We start from the raw sequence: 17,342 nt of genomic DNA, 5'->3' as shown, positions 1-17,342 counted from the left end.
TACACTTTAATAAAGTGGTTTTCCATATATTTGATCCACTTCTATTCTAGCACCCATTATCATGCCACAATATTCAACCTCATCACGAACTATTTCGCAAAAAAAGGACGATAATCGTTTCATAAAAAGCTTACCGTTTTCGTAATAATTACGATTCCGAAATGAATTATATCGTAAATATTACGATCTGTAAATTAAGTATGACTCGATTAACTCGCCCTTTATTTGAGAGGATTTTTTAGTTCTCTCTTAAAAACTTTTTATGATCCTCATTCCATGACTTTTGAAGTTCTAGTAACTTAGGAAGTAACTCTCTTATTTTCTCATCGTCCCTTGTTTTCACCGCTTCTAAAAACGCTTCATGGTATTTCTGATGTTTCTCCTTCCACTCTTCACTTATTGCTGAATAATCTAAATCTAATCCCTCTTTTTGCATCTCCTTCATTTTTTTAAGGATGACTTCCCTTTCACTAATAACTTCTTTCCACTCTTCTTTAAGTTCAGGCTTATACTTGTCTATTAACAACTCATAATAAAATTGGATATGCGTTTGAATAGCTTTATGACGATGAATGACATCTTCCTTATTTTCACATTCTGCTTCTGCCACATCCTCTTCAGGTTCTTCTGCAAAAACCTGCGTGGTAATTAAAAAACTAGAAATAAGCAGTATAAATAATAATAAAACTCTCATTTTTGACATAGAATCACCCTTTCATTTTTCCTTAGTATGATTCAAGCCGTTATTCTCTATACTTTAGGAAAAGAGCAAGGATTTAGGTACTAAAGTAAGGTAGATGGGGTATGATTAATTATATTAATTAATTAAATATATTTCCTATAAAAAAAAACCTGGTGAAAGATCCACCAGGTTTCTTACAACTTAATAGAGGCTCATTGTCTTTTCATTCATTGACTCTAAACTGTTTTTGATATGCCCCATAAACTTCCCACAGATTAGACCATCTAATATTCTGTGATCTAGTGACATACAAAGATTGACCATATGCCTAACTGCAATTGCGTCATTTTCCATCACAACAGGTCGCTTCACGATAGACTCCACTGAAAGAATAGCAGCCTGAGGATAATTAATAATCGGTTGTGACTGAACAGAACCAAAAGAACCCGTGTTATTTACGGTAAATGTTCCACCTTGCATATCCTCCTGCTTCAAAGTGTTAGTACGTACCTTCGTTGCAAGGTTATTTACCTCTCGTGCTAATCCTTTAATTGTTTTTTCATCAGCATGTTTGATGACTGGGACAAATAATTCCTTCTCTGTTGCAACAGCCAGTGAAATATTTATATCTTTATTGCGAAGAATCTTATCTCCAGCCCACATTGAATTCACTTCAGGATAAGCCTTAAGTGCATCCACTGTTGCTTTTATGAAAAACGGTAAAAATGTAAGTTTTATATCTTCTTTATTGAAAAATTCGTCCTTCACCTTGTTACGGTAACGAACAAGGTTTGTTACATCCACCTCAATCATCATCCACGCATGTGGGGCTTCATGCTTTGATTTAACCATGTTGTTAGCAATGGCTCTACGCACACCGCTGATAGGAATCTCTTCCACTCGCCCTGATGCCTTCGGAAATGAATCTGACTTAGCCAATGGAGGTTGAGGCGATGTAGTTTCGGAATCATCGAATGGAGCCTCTATTGCTTCTTCTCTTACGACACCCTCTTTTGTTTCGTTCCTTGTTGTTTCTGAAAGTTTAGGTGTTTCTCCATTTTCAATGAGTGCTAAAATATCTTTTCTTGTAATTCTTCCACCTTTACCACTGCCGTCAACCTTTTCTAAGTCAATATTATGTTCTTGAGACAATCGAAGTACTGCTGGTGAATACCGTTTCTTATTAGATTCATCTTTAACTTTTGAAGTTGAGGTTTCTTCAGCAGTCGTTGCAGGAGAAGCAACAGTGTCCTGACTCGTAGCTTCGTCTCCTTCTGTTCTTTGACCTGCTACTTCCATTGTACAAATGACTTCCCCAACTGCAATTGTCTCATCTTCCTCTGCAATTAATTCACCAATGGTTCCTGTATATGACGAAGGAACTTCTGCATTTACTTTATCGGTCATTACCTCTGCAATAGGATCGTATTTATTTACTTTATCACCTGGCTTAACAAGCCATTTTGTAATAGTTCCTTCCGTAACACTTTCTCCTAGTTGAGGCATTGTAATCTTCATAGCCATCTATATGGCACCTCCTTGATGGTCTAGAGCTTCTATTTTCATTAAAACTCCGCTAATTCTTTCATCGCTTCTTCCACTTTATCAGGATTGACCATAAAATATTTCTCCATCGTTGGTGCATAAGGCATCGCTGGTACATCAGGTCCTGCCAAGCGCTTTATAGGTGCATCTAAATCAAAGAGGCAGTTTTCTGAAATAATTGCCGATACTTCACTCATGACGCTTCCTTCTTTATTGTCTTCTGTCAATAAAAGTACTTTCCCAGTTTTCTTAGCAGCCTCAATGATCGCTTCCTTATCAAGGGGATAAACTGTTCGTAAGTCTAAAATATGGGCGTTATAACCCTCTTTAGCTAAATTATCAGCAGCCTGCATTGCAAAATGAACACACAAGCCATATGTGATGACAGTAATATCATCACCTTCCCGCTTCACATCCGCTTTACCGATTGGTAGCGTGTAGTCGTCCGTTGGTACTTCACCCTTAATTAAACGATATGCCCGCTTATGTTCAAAAAATAATACAGGGTCATTACTACGGATCGCAGCTTTAAGAAGTCCTTTTACATCATAAGGTGTAGAAGGCATGACTATTTTCAATCCTGGTACATTTGCAAATAATGCTTCAACGGATTGGGAATGATATAAGGCTCCATGAACTCCACCACCATAAGGGGCACGAATGGTGATTGGACAATTCCAATCATTATTTGTTCTATATCTTATCTTTGCTGCTTCAGATACAATCTGGTTGACTGCAGGCATGATAAAGTCAGCAAATTGCATCTCAGCAATTGGTCTCATTCCATACATTGCAGCCCCAATACCCACACCTGCAATTGCCGATTCAGCTAATGGAGTGTCAATGACACGTTCCTCACCAAACTGCTCATACAAACCATTGGTTGCACGAAAAACGCCCCCACGCTTTCCTACATCCTCACCTAACACAAACACGTTCTCATCTCGTTCCATTTCCTCTTTTATGGCAAGTGTAACTGCTTCTATATAAGACATTATTGGCATACTGTCATCACTCCTCCCCGTACACGTGTTTCAACGCAGATTCAGGCTCAGCATATGGTGCCTTTTCTGCATAATCTGTTGCGTCATCAACTACTTTTCGTAGTTTACTGCGCATCTCTTCTTCTTTTTCATCTGTTAAGAGTCCAGCATCCTTTAAATAAGAACCGAACGTTATAATAGAATCAATTTTCTTAGCTGCTTCCACTTCTTCCTTAGCTCGATAGACGCTATCGTCATCATCACTAGAATGAGGTGTTAAACGGTAAGATACAGTTTCAATCAGTGATGGACCGTCACCATTTAGGGCCCTTTGTCTCGCATTCGAAATTGCTTCATAAACGGCTAATGGATCATTTCCATCTACTGTTTCCCCATGAATGCCATACCCTACAGCGCGGTCAGAAACATTTTCACAGTTTAGCTGCTTTTCAAGTGGGACAGATATAGCATATTTATTGTTTTCGCACATGAAAATAACAGGAAGATCATGTACACTAGCAAAGTTTATACCTTCATGGAAATCTCCTTGGTTTGAAGAACCCTCACCGAATGTCGTAAATGCAACAAATTCTTCATTTTTCATTTTTGCCGCAAGCCCAAAGCCAACTGCGTGAGGTACTTGCGTCGTTACAGGTGATGATCCTGTTACTATTCGGTTTTTCTTTTGACCAAAGTGACCTGGCATTTGTCTTCCGCCAGAATTTGGATCTTCCGCTTTCGCGAAACCAGAAAGCATAAGATCTTGAGCAGTCATACCAAAATGGAGTACAACTCCCATATCTCGATAATACGGCAAAACATAGTCTTTCTTATTGTCTAAGGCCATCGCAGCCCCAACCTGCGCAGCCTCTTGCCCTTGACAGGAAATGACGAAAGGAATCTTTCCTGCCCTATTCAATAACCACATGCGTTCGTCAATCATTCTAGCTAAGAGCATTGTTTCAAACATTTGTAGGACATCTGCATCAGACAACCCCATTTGCTGATGACGAAGTTCACTCATTGCATTACCTCCTTAAATTTATAAAAACTAATATAGCTAGCAATTTTTTTATCCGCCGTGGATGGCTTTTCCATCAACCGCAAGGGCAGCTTCCCCAATTGCCTCAGATAAACTTGGATGCGGGTGGATGGTATCCCCAACTTCCCAATGAGTGGCATCTAGCACTTTCGCTAATGCCGCTTCAGAAATCATGTCAGTCACATGGGGGCCAACCATATGTACTCCTAATAAATCATCATTTTCAGCATTCGAAACAAATTTTACAAAGCCTGACGTATCTCCATAAACTAAAGCTTTGCCAATTGCTTTAAAGGAGAAAGTTCCTGTTTTTACGGTAAATCCCTTCTCCTTTGCACTAGCTTCTGTTAAACCAACACTAGCTACCTCTGGAGAGGAATACGTACATTTAGCAACCATATCAGGATCTACATAATGGGGATCCCCATCTGTCATATGTTCTACTGCTGCAATCCCTTCATGAGATGCAACGTGTGCAAGCTGTAATCCCCCGATGACATCACCAATGGCGTAAATATGTGAATCTTTCGTTTGATAAAACTCATTTGTAACGATAAATCCGTTATCCACTTGAATACTTGTATTTTGTAGTCCTATATCATCTATATTTGCTGCTCTACCAACAGAGACTAGCAATTTATCAGATATTATACTTTTTTCATTTTCCTTGTGTTCGTAATGTACGGTCACACTGCCATTATCAACCTTCACTTGATCTGGTAGAACTTTAGTGTTGGTGAAAACTTTGACACCTTTTTTCTTCATAGCCCGAAGCATTTCTTTTGATACATCCTCATCTTCTGTTGGAAGTATTCGCGGCATATATTCAATGACAGTAACTTTCACACCAAAATCCGCTAACATGGAAGCCCATTCAATACCAATTACGCCTCCACCAATAATAGTCATCGTTTCTGGAAGTTCCTCAAGTTGCAAGGCATCGTCTGACGTTAGAATATGCTCATGGTCTATTTCCAATCCTGGGAGTGAACGCGGTCGGCTACCTGTTGCAATCAATACATATTTTGGTATAAGCATTTCATTATCAGAGCCATCTTCCATCTCAACGGATATAGTTCCAGGTGAAGGGGAAAAGATAGAAGGACCTAAGATCCTGCCAAATCCTTTATAAACATCAATCTTTCCCTTTTTCATCAAGTGCTGAACACCCTTATGCAGTTGATCGACAATCCCTTGCTTACGTTCTTGGACACGCGTGAAGTTTAAGATAGCCTCACCTGACTCTACGCCAAAATCATTACTCTTTTGAACGGTTTTAAATACTTCAGCACTCCTAAGTAACGCTTTACTTGGTATACACCCTTTATGAAGACAAGTCCCACCAAGCTTTTCCCTTTCAACAACTGCAACCTTTAAGCCTAGTTGAGAGGCACGAATTGCAGCAACATAGCCGCCAGTACCCGCTCCAAGTATGACTAAATCATATTCCACTGCCATCACTTTTCCTCCTAATGCGTTTTTGACACTATTGATTGTTTCTCCGTACTTACCCCATATTCCTTTGCTTCTTCTTCATTTCTTAAAACACGGAGAGCACCTTCAGCCAACGCTTGTAGTTCATTTTCTCCTGGTTTTACGATAACGTCAGCCATCCATTCAACCCGATCACTTATTTTCTTAACAAATTGTTTACCATAAGCTAGACCACCCGTTAATACGATGGCATCTATCTTTCCTGCTAAAACTGCAGATGCTGCCCCAATTTCTTTCGCGACTTGGTATGCCATTGCATCATAAACTAATTCAGCAGTCTCATCACCTTTTGCAATTCGGTTTTCCACTTCAACAGCATCATTCGTTCCTAAGTAGCCTACTAAGCCACCTTGCCCTACTATTTTTTTCATGATCTCGTCTGCAAAGAATTCCCCAGAAAAGCACATAGCTACTAAGTCCCCTGCCGGAACAGTCCCTGCCCGTTCTGGAGAAAAAGGTCCTTCCCCGTGCAAACCATTATTCACATCAATAACTCGACCGTAGCGATGTACACCCACAGTGATTCCTCCACCCATGTGTACAACAATAAGATTTAAATCCTCATAATTTTTTTGGAAGTCTTCAGCAACACGGCGAGCAACTGCTTTTTGATTTAATGCATGAAATATACTTTTTCGCTCAAAGTCTGCAAATCCTGATATTTTTGCAATTGGTTCTAGCTCATCAACCACTACAGGATCTACGATATATGCATCTATATTTAACTGCGATGCAATTTCATTAGCTATAATCCCACCTAAGTTTGAGGCATGTTGTCCTGCATACCCTTTACGGAGATCTTCCAGCATTACTTCGTTTACAGAATACGTTCCACCTTCTATTGGTCTTAAAAGACCACCTCTACCAACAACTGCTGATAACTTTGATAAGTTAATTCCTTTTTCATCAAGAGTTTCAAGGATCATGTTCTTCCGAAAAGGGTATTGGTCTATAATGGATTCATATTTATTTAAAACATCTTGGTCATGTCTAATCGTCTCTTCAAGTATGATGTGTTCATTGTCAAAGACACCAATCTTCGTTGATGTTGATCCTGGATTAATTGTTAGTATCCTGAACTCTTTTTGTTCCACGTCTTTCCCTCCATCTAACGGGAACCCACATCATCAAGAGACATGGGTCACCGAGACTACTTCATTATCTTCTTCCTCTACTTAGGATGTTCATTCCGTTTGTTAAAAATTGTTTTCTAGATTTTCGCATCGTTTCAATACGTTCCTCTGCCATTCTGTCCGCAGCTACATATGTCGGTACATTATCTCGCTTTGATATTTCAAAAATAGTAGATATTTTATCATAAATTGTTTCAACCTTTTTCAAAGCACGATCTCGGTTATATCCTAGCAACTCATCTGCTACGTTAATAACACCACCGGAGTTAATAACATAGTCTGGAGCATATACAATGCCCATTTCCTGAATAATATCCCCATGTCTCGTTTCTCTTAGCTGATTGTTTGCAGCCCCCGCGATAACTTTTGCTTTCAATTGAGGAATTGTCTCATCATTTATAGTTGCCCCTAGTGCACATGGAGCATAAATATCTGCATCTACACTGTATATATCATTAGGGTCTACTGCTTTAGCTCCAAATTCTTCCACTGCCCGATTAACTGCTTCTTTATTTATATCTGTTACAATTAATTTAGCACCTTCCTCATGAAGATGTTGGCATAGAGTAAAGGCTACATTTCCTACTCCTTGGACAGCAACAGTTTTCCCTTCTAATGAATCTGTTCCAAAAGCTTCTTTAGCAGCTGCCTTCATACCCACATACACACCATAAGCAGTTACTGGAGAAGGATTACCAGATGATCCAAACGCAGGTGAGATACCAGTTACATATTCTGTTTCTTGATAAACAAGATCCATATCATCTACTGTTGTACCCACATCTTCTGCCGTAATATAACGGCCATTTAACCCTTGAATATATCGTCCAAATGCGCGGAACATGGCTTCATTTTTATCTTTTCGAGGATCTCCAATTATAACCGTTTTTCCTCCTCCAAGATTCAAGCCAGCTGCTGCATTTTTATATGTCATTCCCTTTGCTAATCTTAATGCATCTTCAAATGCTGCTTCTTCTGTTTCATACGTCCACATTCTCGTACCGCCAAGAGCTGGTCCGAGTGTTGTATCATGGATTGCTATGATAGCCTTGAGGCCAGACTCCTTGTCTTGACAAACCACAACTTGTTCATAATCATACGTCTCCATATACTTAAATAATTCCATTATAAATTCCTCCTCTTAAGGTTTCTCTTTTTGGATATATTTAATGGACTATGACGAAGTAACAGCCATTGCCATTGAAAACAATTTACTTTGAACGGAATCCGCTCTTGATGTTAGAACAATCGGTGCCTTTGCACCTATAATCATTCCCCCAACTGTCGCTCCACCAAAATAGGTTAATGATTTGTATAATGTGTTACCTACTTCGATGGTTGGCACTATTAATATATCTGCACTACCACCTACTTCGGACGTAATGCCTTTTTGTTTTGCTGCTTCTTTTGAAATTGCATTATCCAATCCTAATGGCCCATCTACAATACAGTTTGTAATTTGACCACGCCTATTCATCATGGTTAACGAAGCGGCGTCAGTAGTTGCCTCCATAGCGGGGTTAACAGTTTCAACCGCAGCAATAGCTGCAACCTTTGGTTCATTTAATCCCATTCGATTGACAACATCAACAGCGTTTTGTAAAATTTGTACCTTTTCTTGTAACGTCGGGTTTATATTCATAGCAGCATCCGACAAAAACAAGATTTTTTCTCTATTCGGAATGGAAAACCCTGCAATATGGGAAAGTATTTTACCACTCCTCAAACCATACTCCTTATGTAAAACAGCTTTCAGGAGCTTAGAAGTAGAGAGCATACCTTTCATTAAGACATCGCCTTCACCATTAGAAACGAGTTGCACAGCTTTTTTTGCTGACTCAGTATCTGACTCTGCATCTACCCAGGTGATATGTTTGTCATCTTCTTGAGTAAATCCAGCATCTTCCTTCAATCGTTCCATTTGCTCTAGCGGTCCAATAAACACAAACGATGCTAGCTTTTCCTCAATTGCTTGTTTTGCTGCAAGGAACAATGATTCATCAATAGCATGAGCAATGACTATTTTTCGGTTTTCTTTTAAGTTTTTTACTTTATTCAAAAGCTCGTCTAAGGTCATTCCTATTTTCCACCTTTCGAATGCTATTGCATCCCAGTTATAATAACATGCAAAAACCATGCCAAGTTTAACCCACTTCATAACAGGGTGAATCGTTAAGAATCCTTGCAATTTTTTGCATGATTCGAAAAAAGTTGCATGCAGTTTTTTGCACTATTGAATAATTTTATACTTTTCCAACTTATAATAAAAATTCCTAATTGAAACACCTAATTGTTTAGCAGTCTTTGTCTTATTACCATTATTCTCTTTTAATACGTCAAGTATAAGATTCCTCTCAGTATCATCTAAAACTTCCTGCAATGTCTTTTTAGGTCCACCGTCCATGTGCACCCAACTTGGTTCTTGTTTTTGTATCTCATTTTTACGCAGAGAAGGAAGGTGGGAAGAGTCAATTCTCTTCTCACGGTAATGCATATATATCATCGCTCTTCCTAGAATGTTTTCTAATTCCCTCACATTACCAGGCCAATCATATTCCATTAACCATTCCATCGCTTCCACGTGAAGATCTTCTACACTTCTGCCATAATCTTGGTTTAGCTTTATTAAAAGAAACTTACACAATATAGGAATGTCCTCTTTTCTCTTTTTTAACGGTGGTATAAAAATAGGCATTCGATTTAGCCGATGATATAAGTCACTTCGAAATTCTTTCCTTGCTATTTTTTGTTCAATATCAACATTTGTGGCTGCAATAATTCGAACATCAATAGGGACAGCCTTTGTACCACCTACTCGTACAATTTCCTTTTCCTGAAGAACGCGTAAAAGTTTTGCTTGCGTTTGGGGTGATATCTCTCCAATTTCATCTAAAAATACGCTCCCCTTATCCGCTTCCTCAAATATTCCTTTTTTCCCGCCCCGTTTGGCTCCAGAAAATGCCCCTTCTTCGTACCCAAAGAGCTCGCTTTCTAATAATGTTTCAGAAATAGCGGCACAATTAACTCTTATAAATTTATTAAATTTTCTTTTACTAGCATTATGTATAGCATGAGCAAATAGCTCTTTTCCTGTCCCTGATTCCCCTTGGAGTAAAATCGTCACAGGTGTAACTGCTGCTTGTTTTGCTTGTTGAATTGCAACTTGAATTCCTTCTGAACGCCCAATAATATCATCAAAACTATATTTCGCCTCAAGGGTACGAATGATATGTTTCGCTTTTTCAAGCTCTGTATTTAAAGCTTCAATTTCCGACATATCATGAATAACCCCTACGCTCCCCTTAAGGTTTCCGTCTACTATGACAGGGGCTACATTTACAATGACATCTTTCCTATTTGGTCCGACTTTCATCTTTGCCCCGCGGACAGGTTTGCCAGTTTTGAGGACATGCATATGCATGCTCTCCCCTTCTGAAATATCCGTAGTGGCAGGATGGCCTATTACATCTTCCTTCGTAAGACCAGTTAAACGGGTGTAAGCGGGATTAATTAATATGCCTTTTCCCTTTTCATCTACCACTGAGATAGCATCATCTGATGATTCAATAATGGCTTCAAGCATCTCCTGAATACTCTTAAGATTGGTGACCTCTTCCGCCATATCAACAATTTCAGTTATATCTCTAAACACTCCAAGGGCCCCAGTTAATTGGGAATTTTTATATAGTGGAACTCTTGTAGTTAATATTTTCCGTTTATTAGCAAGTATTTGACGTCGGTTTGTTTCTGCCTTCCCTGTCTTCAAAACTCTTGGGAGCTTGCTTGATTGCATAACATTTTCAATTTTCTCCCCGATCACTTCCATACTTTTTAGTCCAGATATTTCTTCCGCCCTCTTATTTAAAAGTGTAATTTGATGATCTAAATCGATCGCAATCATTCCATCATGTGTAGAATTCAAAATTGAATCCATTAGTGTATTATGGCGGGTCACTTCTTCAATTAAGCTTTTTTTCTCATCGATTAAGTAAAACATAACAGAAGCAATAGAGCTCGGGATTAGGGTGACAGGTTCATCTTTTAGTAGGAGGCGAATCTCCTCATATAAATCACGATTACCTGTTACTTCAATAACAATATCTATGGGCGTTAATTGATGAAACGCATCTTTCCATTCTTTAAAAACAGGAATGTTGTAGTCTTTTGCTTTTCTAATACCAGCTGTATCTTCAAGCTTGTCCACAACACCAACAATGACAAATTGTTTCGTTTCTTTAAGTACATCTAGAAGGGACGCACCACCATCACCTGCACCAATTAAAAGGACTCGCTTCATTGTAACCTCCTAGAAATGAGATTTAATATAGACTTCTTTAACGTTGTGCAAGATTTTCCATGCCTACTATCACTATACACGAATTATTAGGAATTGCGTAGTTACGAATCTGATACTCCCACACCTAAAGGAGTGGGGTTCTATTTTACTTATATACTTCTCCAATGCTCTCACTAAAAGAGAATGAACTCTTCAAGTTACAACACATCAGAACTCATATATGTTCAACTAGTCTTTTACGAACAAAGAAACCTTTGTTTCTATTAGCATTCGTTTCGGTTCGTACCTAAACCGATATTCATCTTTAAACGCCCATGCTAACGGGTGTTTTTTCTTTCAATTTCAATCGTTCTATCTCTAAATCATGCATGGACCTAAATTGCTCGAAACTCTGGTTACACCTATCTCTATCTATTTCAGTTAAGTTATTTTTACAGTTCATTAACAGGAATGCAGAGTATAAATCTCTTTGTATTTTGCAAAATCCAAAATCAATCCATCTTTCATGAAGACGTTTCTTTTCGTAGGAATTAGTGAAGTGATTGTATTGACTCGCTTTAATCAAAGCAGTGTTTACCTTGTTTAAACTTCTATCTATGTATTTGAGTTTACGCTCTAATATCTCTAAAAGCATCGAGGGCGCTCGATTACCAATTGTCCTCCCAAACCTTTTCTTTTTATTGAATTTGCCTTTCTCATTGACCGTTGTTTCTATTGCTCTTCTTTGAAGTCCTTTGAAACTCATGGTTTCTACAAAAATGATGTTACCTAACGATAAGATGGTATTAGAAAGTGTTTCGTGATCCTGTTTTCTCTTCACTCTATTTAATCTTTGTAGCTCTTTTAGTTGAGCTTTCTTTTTCATGTATCGTTTAGAATAGATCCATTTATCTTTATTGCTCTTATTAATGGTACCGTCTTCTTTATATTTCAATGGATTAGTTGCTCTCTTGCTTCTATCTAAACTTCTTTGTATATTTCTTATCTTTTTATCCAGTTGGGCAACGTTAGGGGCCAACTCCGTCAAGATGACTTTGGTTTCAGAACAAACTGCTACTGTAGAAGTACCTATATCGATACCAACTCTTTTTTGGTCAGGACTTTTGTCTTTCATTCCTTTATCATTGTATTTCTTCGGGGGCACGCCTTCGAGTACCAGTTGTGCGTAGTATACAAATTTATTCTTCGTCCATTCTCTTTTAATCCTAACAAATTTAATTTTATCTTTAAGGGCTAATTTAGCATACACGTCATTCTTTTTAATGATTGTTGGAAGAACAAGACCGTTCCACAAAACATTGCCGTCCATGTATCTAATCCCTGTTGCATTAGACTTTCCTTCGACAGAATACATTTCCCCGTGCTTTTTGAAATGTACTTTCTTACCCTGCTTAAACATTAGCTTTTCAAATGCATTGAAGGCTCTCGTGGCAATCTTTTGACTGGTGAATGCATCTATATTCTTTTTAAATTGATGTTGCATGGGTTTTACGAACTCATGAAGTGAATACTCAGCTAAGCCAAACTCGTTGTTCAGTTCTGAAAAAAGTCTATTTCGTTCCTTGCCTTTTTCCATTTTATAAACCGTTCTATATCGCCTTGATTGTTTCAAAGCACCATATCTTTTGGACAATTCACCTAAACAAGCATTGTGGATATTTCTAGCTAGTTCGAATCGTTTAAATAATATATCTTCTTGATATAGTTCAGTTTTTAATCTCAATGTTAAAACATAACTTGGTGTTTTAGCTTTAGCCAACATACTCACCTCCTGTTGACTATATTTTACCAAACAGGAACATACATTCGCAATATACAAATTCGAACAATTGATATGTCTAAAGACATACCTTGTTCGACCTCACTTCCCCCCCTGAAGGATTTTGGTGAAAGTGAGGGAAGGGTCTGTAATATCATTTGCCCATATAAACCTCTTTCGATAAAATAGAATGGAACTCATCTGTTGTGCTAAATATACACAACCACGTGTTGTAGAGGAGATTAGACGAAATGACGATAAAACGTTTTATGGCTTTATGCCTTTTATTAATTCCAGGGTTTATTGCTGGATATGGGATTAAATTAATGCGAGATACATTATTCCAAATTAAAATTTGGCCTTTCGAATGGCTATGGCTTCAGTTTTTCGTAGGAGTAATCGCCTTTGTATTTGGAGTATGGTTCATTGGAGGGTTTATTTTGCATCGGGATAGGAAGAACAATAAAGTGGCACCAAAATTCCAAAAGAAATAAGAAAAGCGCAAACGCCTGGGTACATAGAGGTGTTTGCGCCTTTCTCATTCAAGCCTCCCTAATTGATCAATACGCTTAATACCTGGTGTTCTTTCAATCCATTCTTGTATTGATACACGTTCAGCAATTAACGTTACGATAATACTAAACATAAGGAGGACAAATTGATAACTAACAATATTTAGTTGGATAGACGCAATTGCCATCCATGCTCCCATGATCATTGCCCCATTATCACCAAGCATCCCTTTCATTTTTGATTCAAATATAGCCCATAAAATAAAAGCTGCAGAAATAATTAAAACTGCCAGTACCTCTTGTGTCAGTATAATTATAGGAACGTATAAAAAAAATATGGAAAGCTTCCATACCCTTAAAGGTTTTGTATCAAGAAGATTCATGGAATGTGGTAGTAATATAAGAAGACATAACAAGTAAAAAACGGGTATACTTAGTTCAATTAAAAAATAAGTAAAGGAAACAACAATGACACCAATTGCTTTTATAAACCCTGTTGTAACTTCTCTCCTTTTAAAGAAATAACTAAAATGTCCCTTGATCCCTTTTGGATAAGCCCTTCCGTATAGATCATCTATAAATCCAAGGAACCAAATGAGAACAATATATATTAAATCTAAGAAGTTCCTGATGAAATAAGTAAAATACAGATGATCAATGATTAGCATAAATGTTATAACTGCCCCTAAACTATAAGGAACAAATTTACTCTTATAATTTTTGACACACCAGTTAAATCGAACAAATAAAGTTGTAATCAACCAAAATGCTATGACTACAATAATTAAAAGTTCCATAGTGTCCGCTCCAATTCAAACCATTGTTTTGCTCTATGGTAGAATCCTCTCAAATTTTTTCCAGTAGCACGATGATACATCTCCGTTTCTACTTCCTCTATTTTTCCACCATTTTTCAAAAAGGTTAAGTTTAATTGTAATTCGAGTCCAAAACCAAAGCTTTGTTGCGATAAAATAGTAGGAATCCATTTTTTATGAAACATTCTTTGACCAGAGAGTGGCGATTCCAACACTACTCCAGTCTCACGAAGAACAATATCTTGCGCTCTCTTTTTAACTAGACCAAACCCCTTTTTACTTTGTTCCGGTAAAGCCGCTATTGCTAGATCAGCCTTTCCACTTTGTACTGGCTCCATCAATTTTTTAGCTTCTTTGACAGACGAACCTAAATCCGCATCTAACAGCATGATCCATTCTCCACTCACTCTGGATAATCCACTCATCACAGCAGCACCCTTACCTTTATTTTTGGGTAGCTTTAAAACTTGGTCAGTTAAACCTTGTGCAATTTGAAATGTCCTGTCTATTGATCCATCATCGACAACTAGTATGTTATTAACCCAGTCCTCTCCATTAAGTGTAGATAGAGTTTTACCTATTCTTTTCTCTTCATTGTATGCAGGTATGATGACATCAACTTTCATCAATTTTATACTCCCCCAAGTAACTCTTTTCACCATAAAACAATGGTGTTTCTCCAATAGTCATTAGTCTGTTTATACCTTTGAGGTCTGACAAGCGATCACCAACATACATCCGAGTCAGTAACGTTGATCCCATTCCCTTTCTCCCCTTTTCAACCAATTCCGTAACAGAAGCTCGACACCCCATCGTATAAATGTGTTCTGCTTTTGACCGAAAAGCAAGCATAATTGCCAAATCCTCACTTAAACCTGGGAAAGGAATCGATTCAGAATCAACAGATAACGCTCTTAACCTATCCCTACCAGGGCTCCTCCCATCCATATAAGAGTGGGAAATAAATCTACTTCGGTATTTTACAATGTTATCTGGAATAGAATCCATGTCACCAATAATATAATCTGGCTTCACATTTGACTGAAATAATAATGATGCTGCACCGTCTACTGCTATTACCTTCGCTTGAGGATTTGTTAGAATTGGCCGTATAAGGCGAATATCCCTCGCAACACCTTCCCCCCTTGCAATTACAAATACTTGTTTGCCTGTTAATTCCCAATAGGAAGGGAGATTTTCAATTGCCTGAAGGAAAATATTCATTTCTTCCTTAGCATAATTAAAGCTGTTAATTGCAAATTGAGAATAAAGATTGGAGAACTTTTCTTGCCCTTGCTTTATTTTTTCCTGAAGATCTCTTTCCGTGTATTCCTTCACTTCTCCTATCAGCTTCCACCCTTTACCTGTTTCTTTTTCTAACAACACTTTACTTCCAACGAAAATCTCTATTTCTTGTTTTAAAAAAGTTTTTTCATTATTTATTAAGTCAAAAACTGGAATTCCATGTTGTAATAAGTAAAGAACTCCAGTTCTCGGTAAATTGCCTGTCACAGATGTTTTTGTATTTATTACTGCCTTTACCTTTTTCCTTACTAAATCTTCAGCAGCAACAATATCAATATCTTCATGCTTCAGGATAACAATTGCTCCTGAAGGAATGTTGTGAATAAGGTTTTTTGTTATTTCCCCAAAATACGCTTTCCCAGCTAATCTTTTTTTCTCCATTTTAATCTGCCCCTTTGAAGAACTACTTCTTTGCTAGTATGAACAATAAACGGAAAAACAATGAGGAAAATGGTAAAAGAAGCAACAATAAAAAATCCCTCACTCTAATTAAAACGTCCTTAATGCAGAACACTTTAACCAAGTGAAGGATTTTTAAACATGAATATTCATTAACTTACTTTATGTTCAATGCGCAGTTTATCAGCAACCATCGCAATAAATTCCGAATTAGTAGGTTTTGCCTTTGTTACACTTACAGTATAACTTCAGCAATACCAAGGGTTTATGGGTTTTCTCATTTTTAACAATCGCTTCTATTCGTTGGCTTGGATAACCATACTTTGTTGGTCACTAGTGTATGTTAGTAAAAATATACCATATGGTTATCCAAATTTACAAGTATTAATTTTGAAGATGTAGCATATACTATTTATTTATCCTTCAAATACTCTCTCAAACATCATTTGAATCTATATACTCTACCCTGCTTTTATAATCCATAAGAAAATCATTAGATAATGTAACTGCATTTCTCAAGCGCTCAATGACTTCTTTAACACGTTTATTGTCTTTTTCGTCAGTATCATCACGATTCAGAAAACTTTCTAGTCGATTGGAAAGTTGATCAACTCTGCTATCTATAGCATGAATTACTTCTCTCAGCTCACCATGTGACAATTTGAGTTTAACGCTATCCATTGTATATACACTCATCATTTTTATTATAAACACGCTCGACAGTTGCGCTAGAGTCATGAATATACAAAGGCTTCATCTTTCCGTTAACATCCACCAGTAGTTTAATCTCTGCACCTGGTAACGCATTGTTAATTTTATCGGCTTGTTGTAATAACTCAACCATAGTTGTATCTTCAATAGATACAGTTAATTTAACCTCTAAGTGTGCCTCTAGCTTACCTTTTTTTGTCTCGATTGCTTTTACAATGTTCATTTTATTTCCTCCTTGGATTTACCTATATGGAGGAAATGAAGTATGTTATAATATGTAATAACAAGCCTCTATATAGGTTTGTGGTGTTGGGAATCCGTCAACTTTGGTAGAGTGACACGGGTTCCCTTTTACTTTTTCTTAAGCCGAAAAATGACTTCCTTCTCCACTTCAAACTCTTCTTCCAAATACGTGCGAATTAAAGCTTCTAAAACATCATTTTGCTTCAATCCTTGTTCGCTGCACTTCTGTTTAAATTTCTTTTGCAATTCTTCATCAATACTTGTTGTAACTGCTTTCCTAACCACTTTTTATTATCATCTCCTTTCTTAATTCTAATTATAAATAAAAAAATAAATAAAGTCAACAATATTTTTATAAATATATTTTTATTCCCTCATTGAATATCTTTGAAGATAATTGAAAATATTCAATGATAAAGAAA

At 37.3% G+C, this 17,342-nt stretch carries 17 protein-coding genes and 1 pseudogene; 1 reads left to right on the top strand and 17 read right to left on the bottom strand.

What is annotated here, in order from left to right; translation table 11 throughout:
* Window positions 1-238: 238 nt before the first annotated feature.
* The 10 genes from BW724_RS09285 to BW724_RS09240 form a co-directional block, all read right to left on the bottom strand.
* Window positions 239-703 carry a hypothetical protein gene (locus BW724_RS09285; RefSeq protein ID WP_088074963.1) on the bottom strand — a complete coding sequence of 155 codons (465 nt, stop codon included), beginning with the start codon at window positions 701-703 and terminating at the stop codon, window positions 239-241.
* Between the two features lie 180 nt (window positions 704-883).
* The gene (locus tag BW724_RS09280) at window positions 884-2,206 is read right to left on the bottom strand and encodes a dihydrolipoamide acetyltransferase family protein (protein WP_088074962.1); all 1,323 of its coding nucleotides are present in this window, start codon (window positions 2,204-2,206) and stop codon (window positions 884-886) included.
* Between the two features lie 41 nt (window positions 2,207-2,247).
* Window positions 2,248-3,231 carry an alpha-ketoacid dehydrogenase subunit beta gene (locus tag BW724_RS09275; RefSeq protein WP_088074961.1) on the bottom strand — a complete coding sequence of 328 codons (984 nt, stop codon included), beginning with the start codon at window positions 3,229-3,231 and terminating at the stop codon, window positions 2,248-2,250.
* Between the two features lie 7 nt (window positions 3,232-3,238).
* Window positions 3,239-4,234 carry a thiamine pyrophosphate-dependent dehydrogenase E1 component subunit alpha gene (locus BW724_RS09270; RefSeq protein ID WP_088074960.1) on the bottom strand — a complete coding sequence of 332 codons (996 nt, stop codon included), beginning with the start codon at window positions 4,232-4,234 and terminating at the stop codon, window positions 3,239-3,241.
* 48 nt (window positions 4,235-4,282) lie between these two features.
* Window positions 4,283-5,710: a dihydrolipoyl dehydrogenase gene (gene lpdA / locus BW724_RS09265; RefSeq protein WP_088074959.1), complete on the bottom strand. Its 1,428-nt coding sequence runs from the start codon at window positions 5,708-5,710 to the stop codon at window positions 4,283-4,285.
* Between the two features lie 11 nt (window positions 5,711-5,721).
* Window positions 5,722-6,840, bottom strand: a complete 1,119-nt coding sequence (gene buk, locus BW724_RS09260; RefSeq protein ID WP_088074958.1) for a butyrate kinase — start codon at window positions 6,838-6,840, stop codon at window positions 5,722-5,724.
* Between the two features lie 64 nt (window positions 6,841-6,904).
* Entirely contained in the window at window positions 6,905-8,005 is a 1,101-nt protein-coding gene (bcd, locus tag BW724_RS09255; protein WP_088074957.1) for a branched-chain amino acid dehydrogenase, read from the bottom strand.
* Between the two features lie 48 nt (window positions 8,006-8,053).
* Entirely contained in the window at window positions 8,054-8,956 is a 903-nt protein-coding gene (locus BW724_RS09250) for a bifunctional enoyl-CoA hydratase/phosphate acetyltransferase (protein ID WP_088074956.1), read from the bottom strand.
* 153 nt (window positions 8,957-9,109) lie between these two features.
* Complete coding sequence (locus tag BW724_RS09245; protein ID WP_088074955.1) at window positions 9,110-11,176, bottom strand: sigma 54-interacting transcriptional regulator; 2,067 nt, start codon at window positions 11,174-11,176, stop codon at window positions 9,110-9,112.
* A 304-nt stretch (window positions 11,177-11,480) separates the two neighbouring features.
* Window positions 11,481-12,938 carry a transposase gene (locus BW724_RS09240; protein ID WP_088074954.1) on the bottom strand — a complete coding sequence of 486 codons (1,458 nt, stop codon included), beginning with the start codon at window positions 12,936-12,938 and terminating at the stop codon, window positions 11,481-11,483.
* A gap of 248 nt (window positions 12,939-13,186) precedes the next feature.
* Here BW724_RS09240 and BW724_RS09235 point away from each other — a divergent pair, with 248 nt between their 5' ends.
* On the top strand, window positions 13,187-13,429 hold the full coding sequence (locus BW724_RS09235; RefSeq protein WP_088074953.1) for a DUF2627 domain-containing protein: 243 nt from the start codon (window positions 13,187-13,189) through the stop codon (window positions 13,427-13,429).
* Between the two features lie 44 nt (window positions 13,430-13,473).
* Here the strand turns inward: BW724_RS09235 and BW724_RS09230 are convergent, their stop codons facing one another.
* The 7 genes and pseudogenes from BW724_RS09230 to BW724_RS23235 all read right to left on the bottom strand — a co-directional run bounded on the left by BW724_RS09230 (window position 13,474) and on the right by BW724_RS23235 (window position 17,205).
* Entirely contained in the window at window positions 13,474-14,244 is a 771-nt protein-coding gene (locus BW724_RS09230) for a hypothetical protein (RefSeq protein WP_088074952.1), read from the bottom strand.
* On the bottom strand, window positions 14,232-14,888 hold the full coding sequence (locus tag BW724_RS09225; protein ID WP_235849069.1) for a glycosyltransferase family 2 protein: 657 nt from the start codon (window positions 14,886-14,888) through the stop codon (window positions 14,232-14,234). The genes BW724_RS09230 and BW724_RS09225 overlap by 13 nt, the downstream gene beginning before the upstream one ends.
* Window positions 14,878-15,948: a putative cytokinetic ring protein SteA gene (gene steA / locus BW724_RS09220; protein ID WP_088074950.1), complete on the bottom strand. Its 1,071-nt coding sequence runs from the start codon at window positions 15,946-15,948 to the stop codon at window positions 14,878-14,880. Before steA ends, BW724_RS09225 begins: the two co-directional genes overlap by 11 nt.
* A 170-nt stretch (window positions 15,949-16,118) precedes the next feature.
* Window positions 16,119-16,211 (bottom strand): annotated as a pseudogene (locus BW724_RS23240) (sporulation transcription factor Spo0A); the annotation flags it as partial.
* Between the two features lie 190 nt (window positions 16,212-16,401).
* Window positions 16,402-16,647, bottom strand: coding sequence for a hypothetical protein (locus BW724_RS09215; protein ID WP_088074949.1), 246 nt, complete (start codon window positions 16,645-16,647; stop codon window positions 16,402-16,404).
* A complete protein-coding gene (locus BW724_RS09210; protein WP_088074948.1) occupies window positions 16,640-16,900 on the bottom strand; it encodes a hypothetical protein in 261 nt (86 codons plus the stop codon). The genes BW724_RS09215 and BW724_RS09210 overlap by 8 nt, the downstream gene beginning before the upstream one ends.
* Window positions 16,901-17,028: 128 nt before the next feature.
* Window positions 17,029-17,205, bottom strand: a complete 177-nt coding sequence (locus BW724_RS23235; RefSeq protein ID WP_140354946.1) for a plasmid partition protein ParG — start codon at window positions 17,203-17,205, stop codon at window positions 17,029-17,031.
* Window positions 17,206-17,342 lie beyond the last annotated feature (137 nt).

It is taken from the genome of Litchfieldia alkalitelluris (assembly GCF_002153425.1).
In the GTDB taxonomy this organism is placed as follows: Bacteria; Bacillota; Bacilli; order Bacillales; family Salisediminibacteriaceae; genus Evansella; species Evansella alkalicola.
This window is presented reverse-complemented; position numbering and strand designations above follow the sequence as displayed.